The organism is Longimicrobium sp. (assembly GCA_036389795.1).
GTDB lineage: Bacteria > Gemmatimonadota > Gemmatimonadetes > Longimicrobiales > Longimicrobiaceae > Longimicrobium.
The window spans coordinates 13,673-28,848 of record DASVWD010000057.1 but is presented as its reverse complement, the minus strand read 5'-3'; the positions used below and the strand labels follow the sequence as shown (position 1 = coordinate 28,848).

The 15,176-nt window shown below is 72.6% G+C and carries 18 protein-coding genes and 1 pseudogene; 8 read left to right on the top strand and 11 right to left on the bottom strand.

The features are described 5' to 3' along the window. Positions 1-301 precede the first annotated feature (301 nt). The 4 genes from VF746_06820 to dut all read left to right on the top strand — a co-directional run bounded on the left by VF746_06820 (position 302) and on the right by dut (position 3,669). Positions 302-610: a hypothetical protein gene (locus tag VF746_06820; protein ID HEX8692111.1), complete on the top strand. Its 309-nt coding sequence runs from the start codon at positions 302-304 to the stop codon at positions 608-610. 208 nt (positions 611-818) lie between these two features. Continuing rightward, complete coding sequence (locus VF746_06815; protein HEX8692110.1) at positions 819-1,853, top strand: serine hydrolase domain-containing protein; 1,035 nt, start codon at positions 819-821, stop codon at positions 1,851-1,853. Positions 1,854-1,986: 133 nt separating this feature from the next. Continuing rightward, the gene (gene ald, locus VF746_06810; protein ID HEX8692109.1) at positions 1,987-3,105 is read left to right on the top strand and encodes an alanine dehydrogenase; all 1,119 of its coding nucleotides are present in this window, start codon (positions 1,987-1,989) and stop codon (positions 3,103-3,105) included. A gap of 126 nt (positions 3,106-3,231) precedes the next feature. Next, positions 3,232-3,669 (top strand): dUTP diphosphatase, encoded by a 438-nt coding sequence (gene dut, locus VF746_06805; protein HEX8692108.1) that lies wholly within the window; start codon positions 3,232-3,234, stop codon positions 3,667-3,669. Positions 3,670-4,006: 337 nt separating this feature from the next. On the opposite strand, the gene VF746_06800 is transcribed toward dut, so the two are convergent. From VF746_06800 to VF746_06750, 11 genes are all read right to left on the bottom strand, one after another. Then, positions 4,007-4,183 (bottom strand): hypothetical protein, encoded by a 177-nt coding sequence (locus VF746_06800; protein ID HEX8692107.1) that lies wholly within the window; start codon positions 4,181-4,183, stop codon positions 4,007-4,009. Continuing rightward, the gene (locus VF746_06795; GenBank protein HEX8692106.1) at positions 4,180-4,359 is read right to left on the bottom strand and encodes a hypothetical protein; all 180 of its coding nucleotides are present in this window, start codon (positions 4,357-4,359) and stop codon (positions 4,180-4,182) included. The genes VF746_06800 and VF746_06795 overlap by 4 nt, the downstream gene beginning before the upstream one ends. Positions 4,360-4,362: 3 nt before the next feature. Further along, a complete protein-coding gene (locus VF746_06790; GenBank protein ID HEX8692105.1) occupies positions 4,363-4,551 on the bottom strand; it encodes a hypothetical protein in 189 nt (62 codons plus the stop codon). A gap of 3 nt (positions 4,552-4,554) precedes the next feature. After that, entirely contained in the window at positions 4,555-4,743 is a 189-nt protein-coding gene (locus tag VF746_06785) for a hypothetical protein (protein ID HEX8692104.1), read from the bottom strand. 12 nt (positions 4,744-4,755) lie between these two features. After that, positions 4,756-4,956: a hypothetical protein gene (locus tag VF746_06780; protein ID HEX8692103.1), complete on the bottom strand. Its 201-nt coding sequence runs from the start codon at positions 4,954-4,956 to the stop codon at positions 4,756-4,758. Positions 4,957-4,969: 13 nt separating this feature from the next. After that, positions 4,970-5,173, bottom strand: a complete 204-nt coding sequence (locus tag VF746_06775; GenBank protein ID HEX8692102.1) for a hypothetical protein — start codon at positions 5,171-5,173, stop codon at positions 4,970-4,972. Positions 5,174-5,462: 289 nt separating this feature from the next. After that, positions 5,463-6,257 carry a glycosyltransferase family 2 protein gene (locus VF746_06770; GenBank protein HEX8692101.1) on the bottom strand — a complete coding sequence of 265 codons (795 nt, stop codon included), beginning with the start codon at positions 6,255-6,257 and terminating at the stop codon, positions 5,463-5,465. Positions 6,258-6,261: 4 nt separating this feature from the next. Next, positions 6,262-6,993: a methyltransferase domain-containing protein gene (locus VF746_06765; GenBank protein ID HEX8692100.1), complete on the bottom strand. Its 732-nt coding sequence runs from the start codon at positions 6,991-6,993 to the stop codon at positions 6,262-6,264. A 2-nt stretch (positions 6,994-6,995) separates the two neighbouring features. Further along, positions 6,996-8,636, bottom strand: a complete 1,641-nt coding sequence (locus VF746_06760) for a glycosyltransferase family 39 protein (protein HEX8692099.1) — start codon at positions 8,634-8,636, stop codon at positions 6,996-6,998. Between the two features lie 143 nt (positions 8,637-8,779). Continuing rightward, a complete protein-coding gene (locus VF746_06755; protein HEX8692098.1) occupies positions 8,780-9,154 on the bottom strand; it encodes a prepilin-type N-terminal cleavage/methylation domain-containing protein in 375 nt (124 codons plus the stop codon). 103 nt (positions 9,155-9,257) lie between these two features. Continuing rightward, positions 9,258-9,620, bottom strand: a complete 363-nt coding sequence (locus VF746_06750) for a type II secretion system protein (protein ID HEX8692097.1) — start codon at positions 9,618-9,620, stop codon at positions 9,258-9,260. Positions 9,621-10,030: 410 nt separating this feature from the next. Between VF746_06750 and VF746_06745 the strand changes: the two genes are divergently transcribed. The 4 genes and pseudogenes from VF746_06745 to VF746_06730 all read left to right on the top strand — a co-directional run bounded on the left by VF746_06745 (position 10,031) and on the right by VF746_06730 (position 15,175). Beyond that, positions 10,031-11,056, top strand: a complete 1,026-nt coding sequence (locus VF746_06745; protein ID HEX8692096.1) for an NAD(P)/FAD-dependent oxidoreductase — start codon at positions 10,031-10,033, stop codon at positions 11,054-11,056. Between the two features lie 193 nt (positions 11,057-11,249). Beyond that, complete coding sequence (locus tag VF746_06740) at positions 11,250-11,981, top strand: SDR family oxidoreductase (protein HEX8692095.1); 732 nt, start codon at positions 11,250-11,252, stop codon at positions 11,979-11,981. Between the two features lie 205 nt (positions 11,982-12,186). Next, the gene (locus VF746_06735) at positions 12,187-14,397 is read left to right on the top strand and encodes a PBP1A family penicillin-binding protein (GenBank protein HEX8692094.1); all 2,211 of its coding nucleotides are present in this window, start codon (positions 12,187-12,189) and stop codon (positions 14,395-14,397) included. Between the two features lie 424 nt (positions 14,398-14,821). Continuing rightward, positions 14,822-15,175 (top strand): annotated as a pseudogene (locus VF746_06730) (NADAR family protein). The last annotated feature ends 1 nt before the right edge of the window (position 15,176 follow it).

Sequence of the window (15,176 nt, the reverse complement as noted above, 5' to 3'; positions counted from 1 at the left end):
CGCGGCGGCTCGACGGACGAAGCCCCTCTCCCGGTTCGCCGGGGGAGGGGCTTTCGTGCGTGGGTGCCGGTATGGCTCGAAGGCGGCTGAAGCCGCGGCAACAACGGCGAGAAGCCTGCCTGCGCAGGCTGGTTCGGCGTGGAGACCGGCTTCGGCGCGGATAGGATGAGCTCGCGAAAGGTCTTCTCGATCGATTCCCAGGAAAGCGGCGTGCGTCGTGCGGGCGCCCGGACCCCGGCGGAGGCGCGCGGGAGGTCCGCGGCGCCTGTGTTCACCTGGCTGAGCGCGGCTCAAGGAGGGCATGGTGGCGACGAACGGCGATCCGCGGCGGCCCGCGCCGTCGCGCAAGGGCGGCTTCGAGATCCGGGGAGACTCCGTGGCCGGGCTCAGGGTCCACGTCTCTGCCGAGGCGCTCGCGCGGCTCAGGCGCGGGCTGGTGCCGCTGCTCTCCGGCGTCCTGCTGGGCTCGGGCGCCACGCTCAAGGCGATGGGCCGCGCGCCGGAGCCCGCCGCGGCGCCTGCTCCGGCCGCGTCCGCCGACCACGACAGCGCCGGCGTGCATCGACAGGGGCGCGTCTGCGGGTCCAGCCAGTGCATGTGCGCGGACTGAGCCCGTCCCGCATCAGGGCGACGGGAAGCCTCTCCCGGCTCGGGGAGAGGCTTCCCCAGCTCGTCGCGGAGCCGCGCGGCCTGCAACCTCGCCTCCCCCGGCCGCGTAGACCGCGGCCATGAACAGACCCCGCTTCTCCTCCGCCTGCCGGCTCGCGGCTCCGCTGCTGCTCGCCGCGTGCGGCCCGTCCCTCCACCGCACGGCACCCATGGCTGCACCGCGGCCGGACGCACCCCTTGCCGCCTTCGCGGCCGAGCTCGACTCGCTCCGGCGCGCGCACCGCATCCCCGGGCTCTCCGTGGCCGTGGTGCGCGACGGGCGCGTGGTGCTGGCGCGCGGCTTCGGCTGGGCGGACGTGGAGGCGCGCGTCCCCGCCACGGAAGACACGCCGTACGACATCGCGTCGGTCACCAAGCCGGTCTCCGCCGTCGTGGCGCTGCGGCTGGCGGAGCGGGGGGCGCTCGACCTCGACCGGCCGCTGACGTCGTACGGCGGCTGGACCGGGTTCTGCGCCGACGTCCGGCGCGAGGGGCCGCGCGTCTTCTTCTCCGACTTCCGCTGCGACACGGAGCCGCTGACGCTGCGCCACCTGCTGTCGATGACGGCGAACGGCGCCGCGGGCGAGCGGTTCTTCTACAACCCGGTCGCCTACTCCTGGGCCTCGCGGCCGATGATGGAGGCGACCGGCCGTCCCTTCTCGGAGCTGGTGGCGGAGGAGGTCTTCGCGCCCGCGGGGATGGCGCGCTCGGCCCGCGTCCACCGCGGGCTCCCGCTCCGCGCCGACCTGGCGGCCGCGCTCGCGAAGCCGTACCACGCGGACTCCGCGGACGCCTTCGTCCGCTCGCCCGGCCCGCCGCCGCAGGGCGACGGGGCCGCGGGCGGCGTGGTCTCCACCGTGCTCGACCTGGCGCGCTTCGACCTGGCGCTCGACGAGGGGCGCCTGCTGTCGGACGCGTCGAAGGCGGCGATGTGGCGGCCGGGGCGCTCCCGGTCCGGGGCGGCGCTGCCGTACGGGATCGGCTGGTTCGTCCAGGAGGTGGACGGGCGGCGCGTCGTCTGGCACTCGGGGTGGTGGGAGCGGGCGTACTCGGCCCTGTATCTCAAGCTCCCCGACGAGCGGCTGACGCTGATCCTGCTCGCCAACGGCGAGGGGCTGTGGTGGGGCAACCCGCTGGACGCCGCCGAGGTCGAGCGCTCGCCGTTCGCCGCCGCCTTCCTGCGCCGCTTCCCGCCCCGGAGGTAGGGCGCGGCCGCCGGCGGCGGACCGATTCCGGCTCAGTCTCGCCAAACGCGGACGGGGGTGCCATATTGTGCGCCCTCGCCCGCCAGCGCCTGGGCCGCGGGCCGGCCTTCCTCACCGCGAACGCTCGACGACGATGATCATCGGGGTCCCCAAGGAGATCAAGACCAACGAGAACCGCATCGCCCTGGTGCCCGCCGGGGCCGAGGCGTTCGCGGCCGCCGGCCACACGGTGCTGGTGGAGCGCGGCGCCGGGCTGGGGAGCGGCTTCGAGGACGCGCAGTACGAGGCGGTGGGCGCCCAGCTCCTGGACGTGGAGGAGGTGTGGGAGCGCGCCGAGATGATCATGAAGGTGAAGGAGCCGATCCCGGTGGAGTACCCGCGCATCCGCGAGGGGCAGCTCCTCTTCACCTACTTCCACTTCGCCGCCGACGAGACGCTCACCCGCGCCATCATCGACAGCCGCTGCGTGGCGCTCGCCTACGAGACGGTGGAGCTGCCCAGCGGCGAGCTGCCGCTGCTGACGCCGATGAGCGAGGTGGCGGGGCGCATGGCGATCCAGGCGGGCGCCAAGTACCTGGAGCGCACCCACGGCGGCCGCGGGATGCTGCTGGGCGGCGTCCCCGGCGTGGCGCCGGCCGAGGTGGTGATCATCGGCGGGGGCGTGGTGGGCACCAACGCGGCGAAGATGGCGGCCGGGATGGGTGCGCACGTGCGCGTGCTGGACCGCTCGCTGGAGCGGCTGCGCTACCTGTCGGACGTGATGCCGGCCAACGTGGACGTGATCTACTCCAACCGGCACAACCTGCTGGATCTCCTCGCGCGGGCCGACCTGCTGGTGGGCGCCGTGCTCCTGCCCGGGGCCAAGGCGCCCAAGCTGGTCAAGCGCGAGGACCTCAGGCTGATGAAGAAGGGCTCGGTGATCGTGGACGTGGCGGTGGACCAGGGCGGCTGCGTGGAAACGATCCGCCCCACCACGCACGAGAACCCGATCTACGAGGTGGACGGCGTGATCCACTACGGCGTGGCGAACATGCCGGGCGGCGTGCCGCGCACCTCCACGCTGGCGCTCACCAACGCCACCTTCCCCTACGCGGCCCACCTGTCCCGGGTGGGGTGGGAGGAGGCGTGCCGGGCGGACCGCGCGCTGGCGCTGGGCCTGAACATCGTCCACGGCAAGGTGGTCTACCCGGGCGTGGCCGAGGCCTTCGGGCTGCCGCTGACGCCGCTGGACGAGGTGCTGTCGGCCAGCTAGGACGGCAAGGGGACAGGGTACAGGTTACAGGGGACGGCAGGCACCACCCGGTGCGGAGCTGTCCCCTGCCCGCATCCCGATCCCTGCGGTCGCCGTCTGTCCCCTGTTCCCTGTCCCCTGCCGTCCATGGAAGTCCGCTTCCGCCGCCTGCCGAGCAACCCCGACCTCCCGCTGCCCTCCCGCGCCACGCCCGGCGCGGCGGGCTTCGACGTGGCCAGCGCCGAGCCTGACTTCGTGCTGCAGCCGGGCGAGCGGCGGCTGGTGCACACGGGGCTGGAGATGGAGCTGCCGCCCGACGTGGAGTGCCAGGTGCGCCCGCGCTCGGGGCTGGCGCTCCGGCACGGGATCATGCTCCCCAACTCGCCCGCCACCATCGACCCCGACTACCGCGGCGAGCTGCGCGTGATCGTCTGGAACTCGGGCGCGGAGCCGGTGCCGGTCCCGCGCGGCACCCGCATCGCCCAACTCGTCTTCGCGCGCTTCGAGGTCCCCACGATCGCCGAGGCCGCCGAGCTGAGCGAGAGCGGCCGCGGCACCGGAGGCTTCGGCTCCACCGGGCACTGACTGGTCTCGATCTCCCAACGATCTGTCATTCTGAAGGAGCCGCTGCGCCGAACCGTCCCTCGCACCGAATCCCCGGCGGCGACTGAAGAATCTACCCCCCCTGCCTGTGGCCGGCTCGCAGCACCGATCCGGCCTCGCGTCAGGGTGAGTAGATCCCTCGGGCGCCGCCGAGCATCCTCGCGGGGTGAAAGTCGGCGCCGGCGCCGCTCGGGATGACGTCGTTCGGAAAACAGAAAACAAGACATAGCCTCACGCAGAGTCAGCAGAGTCAGCAGAGAAAACCCTCCGCTGACGCTGCTGACTCTGCGTGAGACAAGTCTTTGCCGGACTCTGTTTATCAGAAGTCCGCCGCGTGCGGGGTGCAGGGGCAGAGGCCCGTCATCGCGGTGCACAGCTTGAGAATGGTCGGCGCGAGCTCCTGCCCCTCGACGGTGCCGGCGTCCATCCCGGCGTCCCCGTCGGCCGCGAAGGTCTCGACCGCCAGCTCGTCGATCTCCAGCGTGAGCTTCTTCATCCTTCACACCTCCACGGACAGCAGGTCGGGTTCGAGTCGAGCAGCGAAGGGCTGCACACGGTGCGCAGCGTCGGCACCTCCTCCCGGGCGCCGACGGTGCCGCGCCCGGCCGTCTCGGGGAGGGTGGCGAAGGTGTCGACCGCCAGCTCCTCCAGCTCCAGCTTGAGCTTCCGCATCGCTCAGCCCTCCTCGTAGCGCGGCGTGCACGGGCAGCACGTCGGGTCCGACACGAGGAGCGTGCTGCCGCAGACGGGGCGGATGGTGGGGATCGCCTCGCGCCCGTCCACGGTCCCGCGGCCGGCCGTCTCGGACAGGGTCGAGAAGGAATCGACGGCGAGGTCTTCCAGCGCCAGCTTCAGCTTCTTCATCGCTCAGCCCTCCTGGTAGCGTGGGGTGCAGGGGCGGCAGGTGGGGTTCGACACCAGCCACGTGCTGCCGCAGATGGTCTCGAGCGTCGGCCGCGGCTCGCGCCCGTCCACGGTCCCCCGGTGCGCGGTCCCGGCCAGGGTCGCGAACGAGTCGACCGCCAGCCCGTCCAGGTCCAGCTTCAGCTTCTTCATCCGACCTCCCGGTCAGCAGCGGCAGAGGGTGGTCGAGCTCGTCGGGCACGCCGGCGTCAGGCAGAGGTCGGTGGGGCAGATGTCGAGCGAGGGGCAGCTCCGCGTCGGCGCCATCTCCCGCCCGTGGACGGTGCCGCCCTCCGCCTCGGCGTCCGTGCCGGGCGCGAACGACTCCACGGCCAGCTCGTCCAGCTCCAGCTTCAGCTTCTTCATCGGGGCCTCCTCGTCAGCAGCGGCAGAGGGTGGTGTCGCTCGTCGGACATCCCGGCGTCGGGCAGTCGTCGGTGGGGCAGAGGTTGAACGAGGGGCAGCTCGGGATCGTGGGCCCCAGCTCCAGCCCGTGCACCGTCCCGCCGCCCGGTCCGGACCCCTCGCCCGGCGCGAACGACTCCACGGCCAGGTCGTCGATCTCCAGCTTGAGCTTCTTCATCCGCCTGCTCCGGTCAGGGGGGAAGCGCGTGCCCGGATTCCGCCCGCCGCGGGACAGGTCTCGTCCTCGCTGCGTGCGTTCGGGCCGGAAACGGCTGCGGCGGGGTGGAGCAGGACGGGTGCCGGGAGCGGGCGAGGCTCGGCCCTGGCTGCAGGAAGGCCGGGAACCCGCGCGCGGGGCGGATTTCCGCGGGAGACGAAAAAGCGGCGGGCGGCGGAGCCCGTGGGAGAGCTCCGCCGCCCGCACAATTCTGGTGAGGCGCGCTGCCTCGAAATTCAGTCGCCGCCGCTCAGCCGGCGGCCCTCACGAAAGGGACGGGGCGGAACACCGAGGGGCCGTCGCCCACCGCCGGCAGGTCGCGGGCGGAGGGGACGCTCCGGGGGCGGAAGAAGTTGGCCCGCGCGATGTGCCAGAACGCCGCGATCCCGTCGCGCCAGCCGATCTTCTTCCCCTCGGCGTAGGTGCGGCCGTCGTAGCTGATCGGCACCTCGTACACGCGCGCCTGCGCCTGGGCCAGGCGCGCGGTGAGCTCGGGCTCGATCCCGAACCGCTTCGTCTTCAGGGGGAGGCGCTTCAGGAGGTCCGCGCGGACCATCTTGTAGCACGTCTCCATGTCGGTGAGGTTCAGGTCGGTCATCATGTTGGAGAGGAGCGTCAGCACCCCGTTGCCCACCCGGTGCCAGAAGTAGAGCACGCGCCGGGGGCTGCCCAGGAAGCGGCTGCCGAACACCGCGTCGGCGCGCCCGTCGGCGATCGGCTCCAGCAGGCGCGGCAGGTCGAACGGGTCGTACTCCAGGTCGGCGTCGTGCACCACCACCACGTCGCCCGTGGCGTGCTGGATCCCCGTGCGCACCGCCGAGCCCTTCCCCCGGTTCTCGGGGTGCAGCAGGAGGTGGTGGACGAGCCCCTCGCGGTGCAGCGCCTCCAGCACCGCGCGGGTGCCGTCGGTGGAGGCGTCGTCGACGCAGATCACCTCCATGCGCACCGGCACGGCGCGCAGGCGCTCGATGGAGGCGCGCACCAGCCGCTCCTCGTTGTAGACGGGGACCACCACCGAGAGCAGCAGCCCGGAGTCGCTCATCATCACCTCAGTCCTCCAGCGGTTTGCGGGCGACGGCCAGCAGGCTCTGGCCGAAAGGCGGGCTCCAGCGCCGCTCCAGGGCGCGCACCCACGGCACCACCCAGCGGTCGTACAGGCGGGCGTCGCGGGCGCTCACCGTGCGGCGGCGCAGCACCTTGCCGGAGAGCCACCAGGCGGCGGTGCCGGGGAGGTTCATGTACGTGAGCCGCTCCACCTTGAGCCCCGCGCGGACGAACAGCGTCCGGAGCGCCGGCCGGGTGTAGCGGCGGTAGTGCTCGAAGGCCTCGTCCAGCGTGCCGAAGAGCGCCGGCAGCGCGGGGACGAAGAGGCAGACGTGGCCCCCCGGCGCCAGCGCGCGCCTGGCCGCGGCCAGGAACGCCGCGTCGTCCTCCACGTGCTCCATCACGTTGACCGCCACCACGCTGCGGGCGGCGCCGGCGGGGAAGGCGTCGTCCAGGTAGCCGTGCACGGCCTCCACGCGCGGCTCCCGGGCGAAGCGCCGGGCCAGGTGCGGGTAGTTGTTGTCGGCGGGCTCCACGGCCGTCACCCGCGCGGCGGGCCGCGCCCGCAGCAGGTGCTCGGTGTAGGTGCCGATCCCGGCGCCCACCTCGACGATGCGGTCGCCCAGATAGGGGGCGAAGCGCTCGGTGATCCACCCGTAGTAGTTGCGCGCCTCGGCCAGGGCGTCCAGCTCCTCGCCCGAGTAGGTGAAGGCGGTGCCCGCGGCGGCCTCGGCCACGCTCACTTCGTCCCCCAGGGCCCGCGGCACTGCACCGCCGGCTCGGCCACGAAGGTGGGGATCAGCTCGGGGAAGCGTCCGGGCTTCACGTTCTCCTCCCGCAGGTCGTACAGGTAGAGCGAGGTGCCGATCGCCACCCGGTCGTCCAGCCGCCGGCCGATGTGGTCCAGGAAGCGCAGCATGAGGGTGCGCTCATTGTAACCTCCCACGCCCGTTCCGTCCACGAACAGCACCCACACCCGCGGCCGCCCGCGCAGCTGCGCCAGGTCGCCCAGGTAGCGCACGGGCTCGGTGCGGGCGCAGGTGCCCACCACGCTGTTCGCTTCGGTCCACCCGTAGCGCGGCGCGTAGTAGCGGAAGACGGCGCGCCCGTTGTAGTAGACGTACATGAAGTCGCCCGGCTGCCGCTGCTCGGCCGCGTAGTCGAGCAGCGGCTTCACCTCGGCGCGCACGTGCGGCACCGAGAGCGCCGCGTACGACACCGAGGGGAGCAGGATCAGCACCGCCAGCCCCGCGAACGCCGCGCGGCCCGCGGTGCCCCCCAGCCGGCGGCGCGCGGCCACCGCCCCCTCGGCCATCAGGAAGCCGAAGGTGGGGATCAGGAAGATGAGCACCCGCCCCGACGACAGGTACGAGCCGCCGAACGGGTAGAGCCGGACGAAGGAGGCCAGCAGCGTGAGCGCGAGCGGGAACACCAGCAGGTTGAAGCGCAGGCTCCGCCGCCGCGCGGCCCAGGCGCACCCCGCCAGGAAGGCCAGGAGCGCCGCGCCGGCCCCGGCGTAGCTCAGCAGGAGCGAGTCGTCGGCCCCCATGATCCCCAGCGGCTCGCGGAAGGCGCGGGCGAACTGCCGCGGGAGCCAGGTGATCTCCTCGGTGGTGAAGAAGCCGCCCTTCCAGAACGACTGCATGTACTCGGGGTCGGCCAGCGTGCGGCGCGACATCGCGTAGGAGAAGAGGAAGCTCGCGCCCCAGGCCAGGCTGGCCGCCGCGGCCGCGTAGAGCCGCCGGCGGTCGCCCGCCTTCCACGCGTGCTGGGCCAGGGCCAGCGTGGTGCCGGCCAGCATGAACACGGCGGGCTGCGAGAGCCAGACGCCCGCCACGCCTGCCAGCGCCAGGAAGAGCGCGGCGCGCGCGGGCCGAGGGGCGCGGGCCAGCTCCCAGGCCGCCAGGAGCACCACCAGCGAGACCAGCGCGTCGAAGGCGTACTGCTTCACCTCCGACGAGTAGTACACCAGGAAGGGCGCCAGCGCGAAGACGGCCACCGCCAGCGGCGCCGCGGGCCTCGACACGTAGCGCCGGGCCACGGCGGGCACCAGGAGCACGCCCGCCACGCCCGCCAGGAGCGGGAGCAGCCGCAGCGCGTACTCGCCGGTGCCGAGCAGCGTGACGACCAGCTTCTCCAGGAAGAGGAAGCCGAGCGGCGCCGTCTGCCCGAAGTCGAGGGGCCTGAGCAGCCCGGCGAAGTCGCGGTAGAGGACGCTGGAGGAGAGGAGCGCCTCGTCGAGCCAGAGCGAGCGCTCGACGGCGTACTGCATCAGGCGCAGCAGGAGCCCCACGGCCAGCGCCGCCGCCACCGCCAGCCGGCGGCGGCGCAGCACGGCGTCGCGGGGGTGCGCCGGGGCGATTTTCCGGGATTCATGCACGGAAAGCGGCGGGCGGCCTCCGCGCTGCGAAGGCCGCTCGGCCGGTTCCGGTTTCACGGGCAGGGCCCGCACGGTGCTCGTCTTCAATGTTCACGTCCCGCGCCGTGCGGCGCGATCTGCGGTTCAGGATCAACGGTGCGTGATCAGCAGTTCGTGATGTCGCCGTTCAGGTCGATCTGGCGGCTGTCCCACACGCCGTTCGAGGCCAGGCAGAGCGGGAGTCCGACGGAGCCGGAGAAGGTGTAGTACTTCAGCGGGGGCGCGGGATCGAAGCCCACCAGCTGGAGCTGCGAGGCGCTGCTGGCGTAGGCGCCGGTGTGGGAGAAGTACGTCTGCTGGAGCGTGAACACCTGCTTCAGCAGCAGGTCGGCTTCCTTCTCCTTCGAGTCGTGCGCCGCCATGTTGAAGCGGGGGATCGCGACCGCCGCGAGGATGCCGATGATCACCACCACGATCATCACCTCGATCAGCGTGAAGCCTCTCTCGCTGCGTCCGGCGGCACGTGCGGTGGCTGGCATCGTCGGAGAGGGTGAGGGTTCGTGGCGTGGAGCGGGGTGGTGCGGGTCCCGATGCGAAGGGAGCCGGCCGGGGCCGGCTCCCTCTGCGTCAGGCGGTACTGGATCAGCAGTTGGTGATGTCGCCGTTGGCGTCGATCTGGCGCCCGTTGTAGCCGGCGCCCGAGGCCGCCAGGCAGAGCGGCAGGGACACCGACCCGGCCCACGTGAAGTTCTTCAGGTTGGTGGGCGCCTCGAAGCCGACCGTCTGCAGGGCCGCCACCGACGGCGCGAAGGTGCCGTTGTTGGCGTAGTAGGTCTGCTGCAGCGTGTAGACCTGCTTGAGGATGCCGTCCGCCTCCTTCTCCTTGGCGCGGGCCGAGGCCTGGGTGAAGCGGGGGATGGCGAGGGCCGCCAGGATGCCGATGATGACGACCACGATCATCAGCTCGATCAGGGTGAAGCCCTTGGTGTTCCGGATCTTCCGCATGGTGTGCTCCCGTGGTTTGGGCGGAGGGGGTGAGCCAGCACGCTCGTGCTGTCGGGCCGGGGAAAAGGCAACGGGTGTACCCGGGCACGGCGGAAAACGCAAGTCGCTGGTTCCAAACGGCTTAGGCAGCGCGTGGGACGGCGGCGCCCCCGGTTTTCGCGGGCGATCTTGCACGATTCCTTGCAGGGTGCAAGGGCGCATCGGGAGCGGTTTCGGGGGCCGGTGCGAGGTGCGAAGCGCGAGGTGCGGAGTGCGGAATCGGAGGCGATCTGGGCGGCCTTTACGCGCGCACGCGCGCGCAACTACAAGCAGGACGTGGCGGGCTCCGGGACGGCGGCCGGTTGCCGCGGGGGCGCGGGGGCCTTAAGCTAGGCCGCTTCCCGGAACCCCACTTCCAGCAGAGGGCGCGCGTGAGCGAGGCGAACATCACGGACATCACCATCATCGGCGGCGGGCCCACGGGGCTGTTCGCCGCCTTCTACGCGGGGCTGCGCGGCGTCTCGTGCCGCATCGTGGACGCGCTCCCGCAGCTCGGGGGGCAGCTGATGGCGCTCTACCCCGAGAAGTACATCTTCGACGTGGGCGGCCTGCCGAAGATCCTGGCCAAGGACCTGGCGAAGAACATGATCGAGCAGGGCACCCAGTTCGGCCCCGAGGTGGTCCTCGGCGCCGAGGTGCAGCGGCTGGTGCGCGAGGACGGCCACATCCGCCTGGTGACGCCCCGGGGCGACTTCCTCACCCGCACGGTGTGCATCACCGCCGGGAAGGGGGCGCTGAACCCGCGGGTGCTGGAGTGCCCGGGGTGGGACGAGCACTACGCGGAGGGCGGCGGGGTGCACACGCACGTGCGCCAGCCCGAGGACTTCCGGGGCAAGCGGGTGCTGCTGGTGGGCGGCGGCGACTCGGCGGTGGACTGGGTGCTGGGGCTCAAGGGCGTGGCCCGCGAGGTGACGCTGATCCACCGCCGCCCCGAGTTCCGCGCGCACAGGGCCAGCGTGGAGCAGATGTGGGAGGCCGCCCGGGCGGGCGAGGTGAGGGTGCTGACGCCCTACGAGATGCGCTCGATCCACGGGGAGGGCGGCTGCGTGGCGCGCGCCACGATCTACAACAACGAGACGAACGAGGACACCGAGCTCGACGTGGAGGCGGTGGTGGCGCTGCTGGGCTTCAAGCCGGACCTGGGCCCCATCGGCCAGTGGGGGCTGGAGCTGGAGAAGAACACCATCAAGGTGAGCCAGCTGATGGAGACCAGCCTCCCCGGCGTCTACGCCGCGGGCGACGTGGTGCACTATCCCGGCAAGCTGGAGCTGATCGCCACCGGCTACGGCGAGGCCGCGATCGCCGTCAACAACGCGGTGCACTACCTGAATCCGAAGGCGCGCGTCAACCCCGGGCACTCGACCAACCTGAAGATCTTCAAGCAGGACGACGAGTAGGGAGCGCGTGAAAACCGTAGGGGCGAGGCCTGCCTAAGGCCTGCCTCGCCCGTCCGGCGGCTGCGCCGCCGGGAGGCCCCCTCCCCCGCGCGACCCTCGGCTGCTCGTTCCTCGCAGCCAGAGGGCGCGCTCCCCTCCCCCGCTACGCGGGAGAGGGGTGGGATTTCCTCCATCGCCTGCATCCTCCCGGTCCATGGATCTGCAAGGAAAGACAGCCCTCGTCACCGGCGGCGCGGTGCGCATCGGGCGGGCGATCTCGGAGGCGCTCGCGCGGGAAGGGATGCGGATCGTCGTGCACTACAACTCGTCCGCGGGTCCCGCCGAGGAACTGTGCGAGGAGATCCGGCGGGGCGGGGGAGAGGCGGTGGCGATCGGGGGGGACCTGTCGCGCTTCGCGGAGATCGAGCGCATCGCCAGGGAGGCCGTCGGCGCGTTCGGGGGGATCGACGTGCTGGTCAACAGCGCCTCCGTCTTCCCCGCGGAGCGGCTGGAGGAGGCGGGCGAGGAGGTGTGGGACCACACCATCGCCGTGAACCTCAAGGCGCCCTTCTTCCTGATCCAGCGCCTGGCGCCCACGCTGCGCGAGCGCCGCGGCGTGGTCGTCAACATGTGCGACCTGGCGGGGCTCCAGGCGTGGGGAGCGTACGCGGTGCACGCCGTCTCCAAGGCCGGACTGGTGCACCTGACGAAGGTGGCCGCCCGCTCGCTCGCCCCCGAGGTGCGCGTGGTCGGCATCGCGCCGGGGACGGTGCTCCCGCCCGAGGACATGAGCGAGGAGGAGGTCGCCGGCCTCGCGCGCACCACCCCGCTCAAGCGCAACGGCTCGCCCGGGGACGTGACCACCGCGCTCCTCTACCTCCTCCGCGCCGACTTCGTCACCGGCGACGTCTTGGTCGTCGACGGCGGGCGCATGCTGCGGGGGTGAGGGCGCGGCGGCTTCGCCGCCGGACGGGCGAGCATGCCTCGCCCCTACGTGCAAATTATTGTTAGACAATCGCTTGCGGGGCTCAAGGGGTATTGCCTCGGTCTCGGATCCACACGTAACCTCCGCACCTGCCGGAACATCGGTTATATTGTTCCGGTAGACCTCCCCCACACCCGCATCCTCCTCCCCCCGCTCCACGGGAAGAATGGCTGCAAGGCGACGCAGGACCCGCCGCCGCTCCGCGAGCGCGCGCCCCAGGCTCCGCCGCTTCCTCCGCGCCACGCTGATCGCCCTCGCGGTCGTCGTCGCGGCCGGGGGGATCGGGCTGGCGGCGATCTGGCCGCGCTGCTCGGGGGCGGCGTGCCCGTCGGTGGCGGCGCTGCGCCTGTACACGCCCCCGCAGGCCAGCCAAGTGCTGGACCGCGGCGGGAAGGTGGTGGCGCACCTGGCCCCCGAGCGGCGCATCGTCGTCCCCCTCGCCCAGGTCCCCGCCCACGTCTCGGGCGCCTTCCTGGCGGTGGAGGACAAGCGCTTCTACCGGCACCACGGCGTGGACTACCGCCGCGTGGCGGGCGCGCTGGTGCGCGACGTCCAGGCCGGGTCGTGGCAGCAGGGGTTCAGCACCATCACCATGCAGCTGGCCCGCAACGTCTTCCCCGACGCGCTGCCGCGCGACAAGACGCTGCGCCGCAAGCTGTGGGAGGTGGTGCTGGCGCGCCGCATCGAGCGCGCGTTCAGCAAGGACGAGATCCTGGAGCTGTACCTCAACCAGATCTACCTGGGCTCCGGCCTCTACGGGGTGGAGGCGGCGGCGCGCGGCTACTTCGGCAAGCCGGCGGCCAGGCTCACCAACGCCGAGGCCGCGGCGCTGGCCGCCATCCCCCGCGCGCCCAGCTACTACGACCCGCGCCGCAACCCGGCCGCCGTGGTCGAGCGCCGCAACCTGGTGCTGGGGCTGATGGCGCACGCCGGCGTCATCACCCCGGGCGAGGCGGGCGAGGCGAAGGCCCGGCCGCTGGGGCTGGCGCCGCCGCCCGAGGCCGGGGGGCGCGCGCCGTACTTCGTGGCCGCCGTGCGCCGCGAGCTGCGCGAGCGCTTCGGCGAGGACGCCGACACGCAGGGGCTGCGCGTGTTCACCACGCTGGACCCCCAGCTGCAGGCCACCGCCGAGCGCGAGCTGGTGAAGCAGGTGCGCGCGGTGGAGGCGGGCCGCTTCGGGCGCTTCCGCCACCGCGCGTGCTTCTCCGGCGGGACGCCCGACGCCGACCAGTGCCTGCAGGGGATGTTCGTGGCGATCGACCCCTCGAGCGGCGACGTGCTGGCGCTGGTGGGCGGGCGCGACTACGCGCTCAGCCAGTTCGACCGCGCCACCCAGGCGAAGCGGCAGGCGGGCTCGGCGTTCAAGCCGATCGTCTACGCCACGGCGCTGGCGCAGGGGATCCCGATCAGCACGCCGCTGCTGGGCCCCGACGCGGTCGACTCGCTGGGCGCCTACCGCCCGGCCGACCACGTCTCCGACGCCCAGAACGTGGACCTGCGCGAGGCGCTGCGCCTCTCCTCCAACCGCGCCACCGTGGTGCTCGGCAACCGCGTGGGCGCCGGCCGGGTGGTCTCGACGGCGAAGGACCTGGGGCTCACCACGCCGATCCGCCCGTACCCCTCCACCTTCCTGGGCGCCGCCGAGGTGGTGCCGCTGGAGCTGGTGGCCGCCTACTCGGCGTTCGCCACCGGCGGCGCGGTGGTGAAGCCGCGGCTCGTCCGGCGCGTGGAGGACGCGGAGGGGAACGTGGTGTGGGAGAGCCGCGTGTCCCGGCGGTACGCGCTCTCGCCGGGCGTGGCGTTCCTGACCACCTCGCTGATGCGCGATGTGGTGGACCGCGGCACGGGGAGCGGCGTGCGCGAGGCGGGGCTGCCGTACGCCGTCCCCGCCGCGGGGAAGACGGGGACCACCAACGAGGGCGCCGACGTGTGGTTCATCGGCGCCACGCCCGACCTGGTGGCGGGGGTGTGGCTGGGCTTCGACCGGCCTCAGGCGATCCTGGCCGACGCCTCGGGAGGCGGGCTGGCGGCGCCGGTGTGGGGGCGGGTGGTGGCCGACCACTACACGCGCCACGCGCCCCCCGCGCCCTGGGCCGCCCCGGGCGACCTGCTGGCGGTGCAGATCGACCGGCACACGGGGAAGCTGGCCACGGCCAACTGCCCCGGCGAGGAGGTGGCCACCGAGTACTTCATCCCCGGCACGGAGCCGCTGGACGCCTGCCCGCTGCACCCGGAGGGGATGCGGGGGTGGATGGGCCGGGCGCTGCGCGGCATCGGCGAGTTCTTCACCGGCGGCGGCGACCGCGAGCCGCAGTCCGAGCAGGACCGCCCCCGGCCCCGCCCGCGCAAGCCGCCGCTGGTGCCGGGGACGCGGTAGACGCTGGCCGCGGGATCGCCGCGCGCGAGAGATCGCCCTTCCCCGGGAGACGGGGGAGGGCGATTTTTCTTGGTGTTCACACAACGTTTGTCATCCTGAGGAGCCGCCGCACCGAACCATCAGAATGAGCGGATTCCGGGCGGCGACGAAGGATCTGCGGGTTGGATTCGAGCGTGAGCCCGGCTGACGCTCACTCCCTGTCCGCAGATCCTTCGGTCGCGTCCAACCATCTGCGCGGGAGTAAGTTTACGCGCGGACGCTCCCTCAGGATGACAACATTGGGGGTACGGACTCCGGTGCGCTCCGGGACCATCATCCGACGATGCCGATCTACTTCTACGTCCCGCGCGAGGAGCCGTACGGGTGCTTCTCGAACTTCTCGCCGCACGGGGTGGAGCTGGACGGCGAATAGTGGCCCACGGCGGAGCACTACTTCCAGGCGCAGAAGTTCGCCGGGACGCCGCACGCCGACGCCGTCCGCCGCGCGCGCACGCCGAAGGACGCGGCGAATCTCGGGCGCGACCGGGGCCGGCCGCTGCGCGCCGACTGGGAGGAGGTGAAGGACGACGTGATGCGCCGCGCCGTGCTGCGGAAGTTCGAGACCCACCGCGCGCTGCGCGACCTGCTCCTCTCCACCGGCCATGAGGAGATCGTCGAGAACGCGCCCGGCGACTACTACTGGGGCTGCGGTGCGGACGGAACGGGGAAGAACATGCTGGGGAAGATCCTGATGGAGGTCCGCGAGGCGCTGCGTTCGCGAGAGGCGGGAGACGGGTAGC

Excerpts from the sequence above, each read along its gene's own strand:
- VF746_06820 (HEX8692111.1), top strand. The coding sequence starts at position 302 with ATGGTGGCGACGAACGGCGATCCGCGGCGGCCCGCGCCGTCGCGCAAG.
- VF746_06815 (HEX8692110.1), top strand. The coding sequence starts at position 819 with ATGGCTGCACCGCGGCCGGACGCACCCCTTGCCGCCTTCGCGGCCGAG.
- ald (HEX8692109.1), top strand. The coding sequence starts at position 1,987 with ATGATCATCGGGGTCCCCAAGGAGATCAAGACCAACGAGAACCGCATC.
- dut (HEX8692108.1), top strand. The coding sequence starts at position 3,232 with ATGGAAGTCCGCTTCCGCCGCCTGCCGAGCAACCCCGACCTCCCGCTG.
- VF746_06800 (HEX8692107.1), bottom strand. The coding sequence starts at position 4,183 with ATGAAGAAGCTCACGCTGGAGATCGACGAGCTGGCGGTCGAGACCTTC.
- VF746_06795 (HEX8692106.1), bottom strand. The coding sequence starts at position 4,359 with ATGCGGAAGCTCAAGCTGGAGCTGGAGGAGCTGGCGGTCGACACCTTC.
- VF746_06790 (HEX8692105.1), bottom strand. The coding sequence starts at position 4,551 with ATGAAGAAGCTGAAGCTGGCGCTGGAAGACCTCGCCGTCGATTCCTTC.
- VF746_06785 (HEX8692104.1), bottom strand. The coding sequence starts at position 4,743 with ATGAAGAAGCTGAAGCTGGACCTGGACGGGCTGGCGGTCGACTCGTTC.
- VF746_06780 (HEX8692103.1), bottom strand. The coding sequence starts at position 4,956 with ATGAAGAAGCTGAAGCTGGAGCTGGACGAGCTGGCCGTGGAGTCGTTC.
- VF746_06775 (HEX8692102.1), bottom strand. The coding sequence starts at position 5,173 with ATGAAGAAGCTCAAGCTGGAGATCGACGACCTGGCCGTGGAGTCGTTC.
- VF746_06770 (HEX8692101.1), bottom strand. The coding sequence starts at position 6,257 with ATGATGAGCGACTCCGGGCTGCTGCTCTCGGTGGTGGTCCCCGTCTAC.
- VF746_06755 (HEX8692098.1), bottom strand. The coding sequence starts at position 9,154 with ATGCCAGCCACCGCACGTGCCGCCGGACGCAGCGAGAGAGGCTTCACG.
- VF746_06750 (HEX8692097.1), bottom strand. The coding sequence starts at position 9,620 with ATGCGGAAGATCCGGAACACCAAGGGCTTCACCCTGATCGAGCTGATG.
- VF746_06740 (HEX8692095.1), top strand. The coding sequence starts at position 11,250 with ATGGATCTGCAAGGAAAGACAGCCCTCGTCACCGGCGGCGCGGTGCGC.
- VF746_06735 (HEX8692094.1), top strand. The coding sequence starts at position 12,187 with ATGGCTGCAAGGCGACGCAGGACCCGCCGCCGCTCCGCGAGCGCGCGC.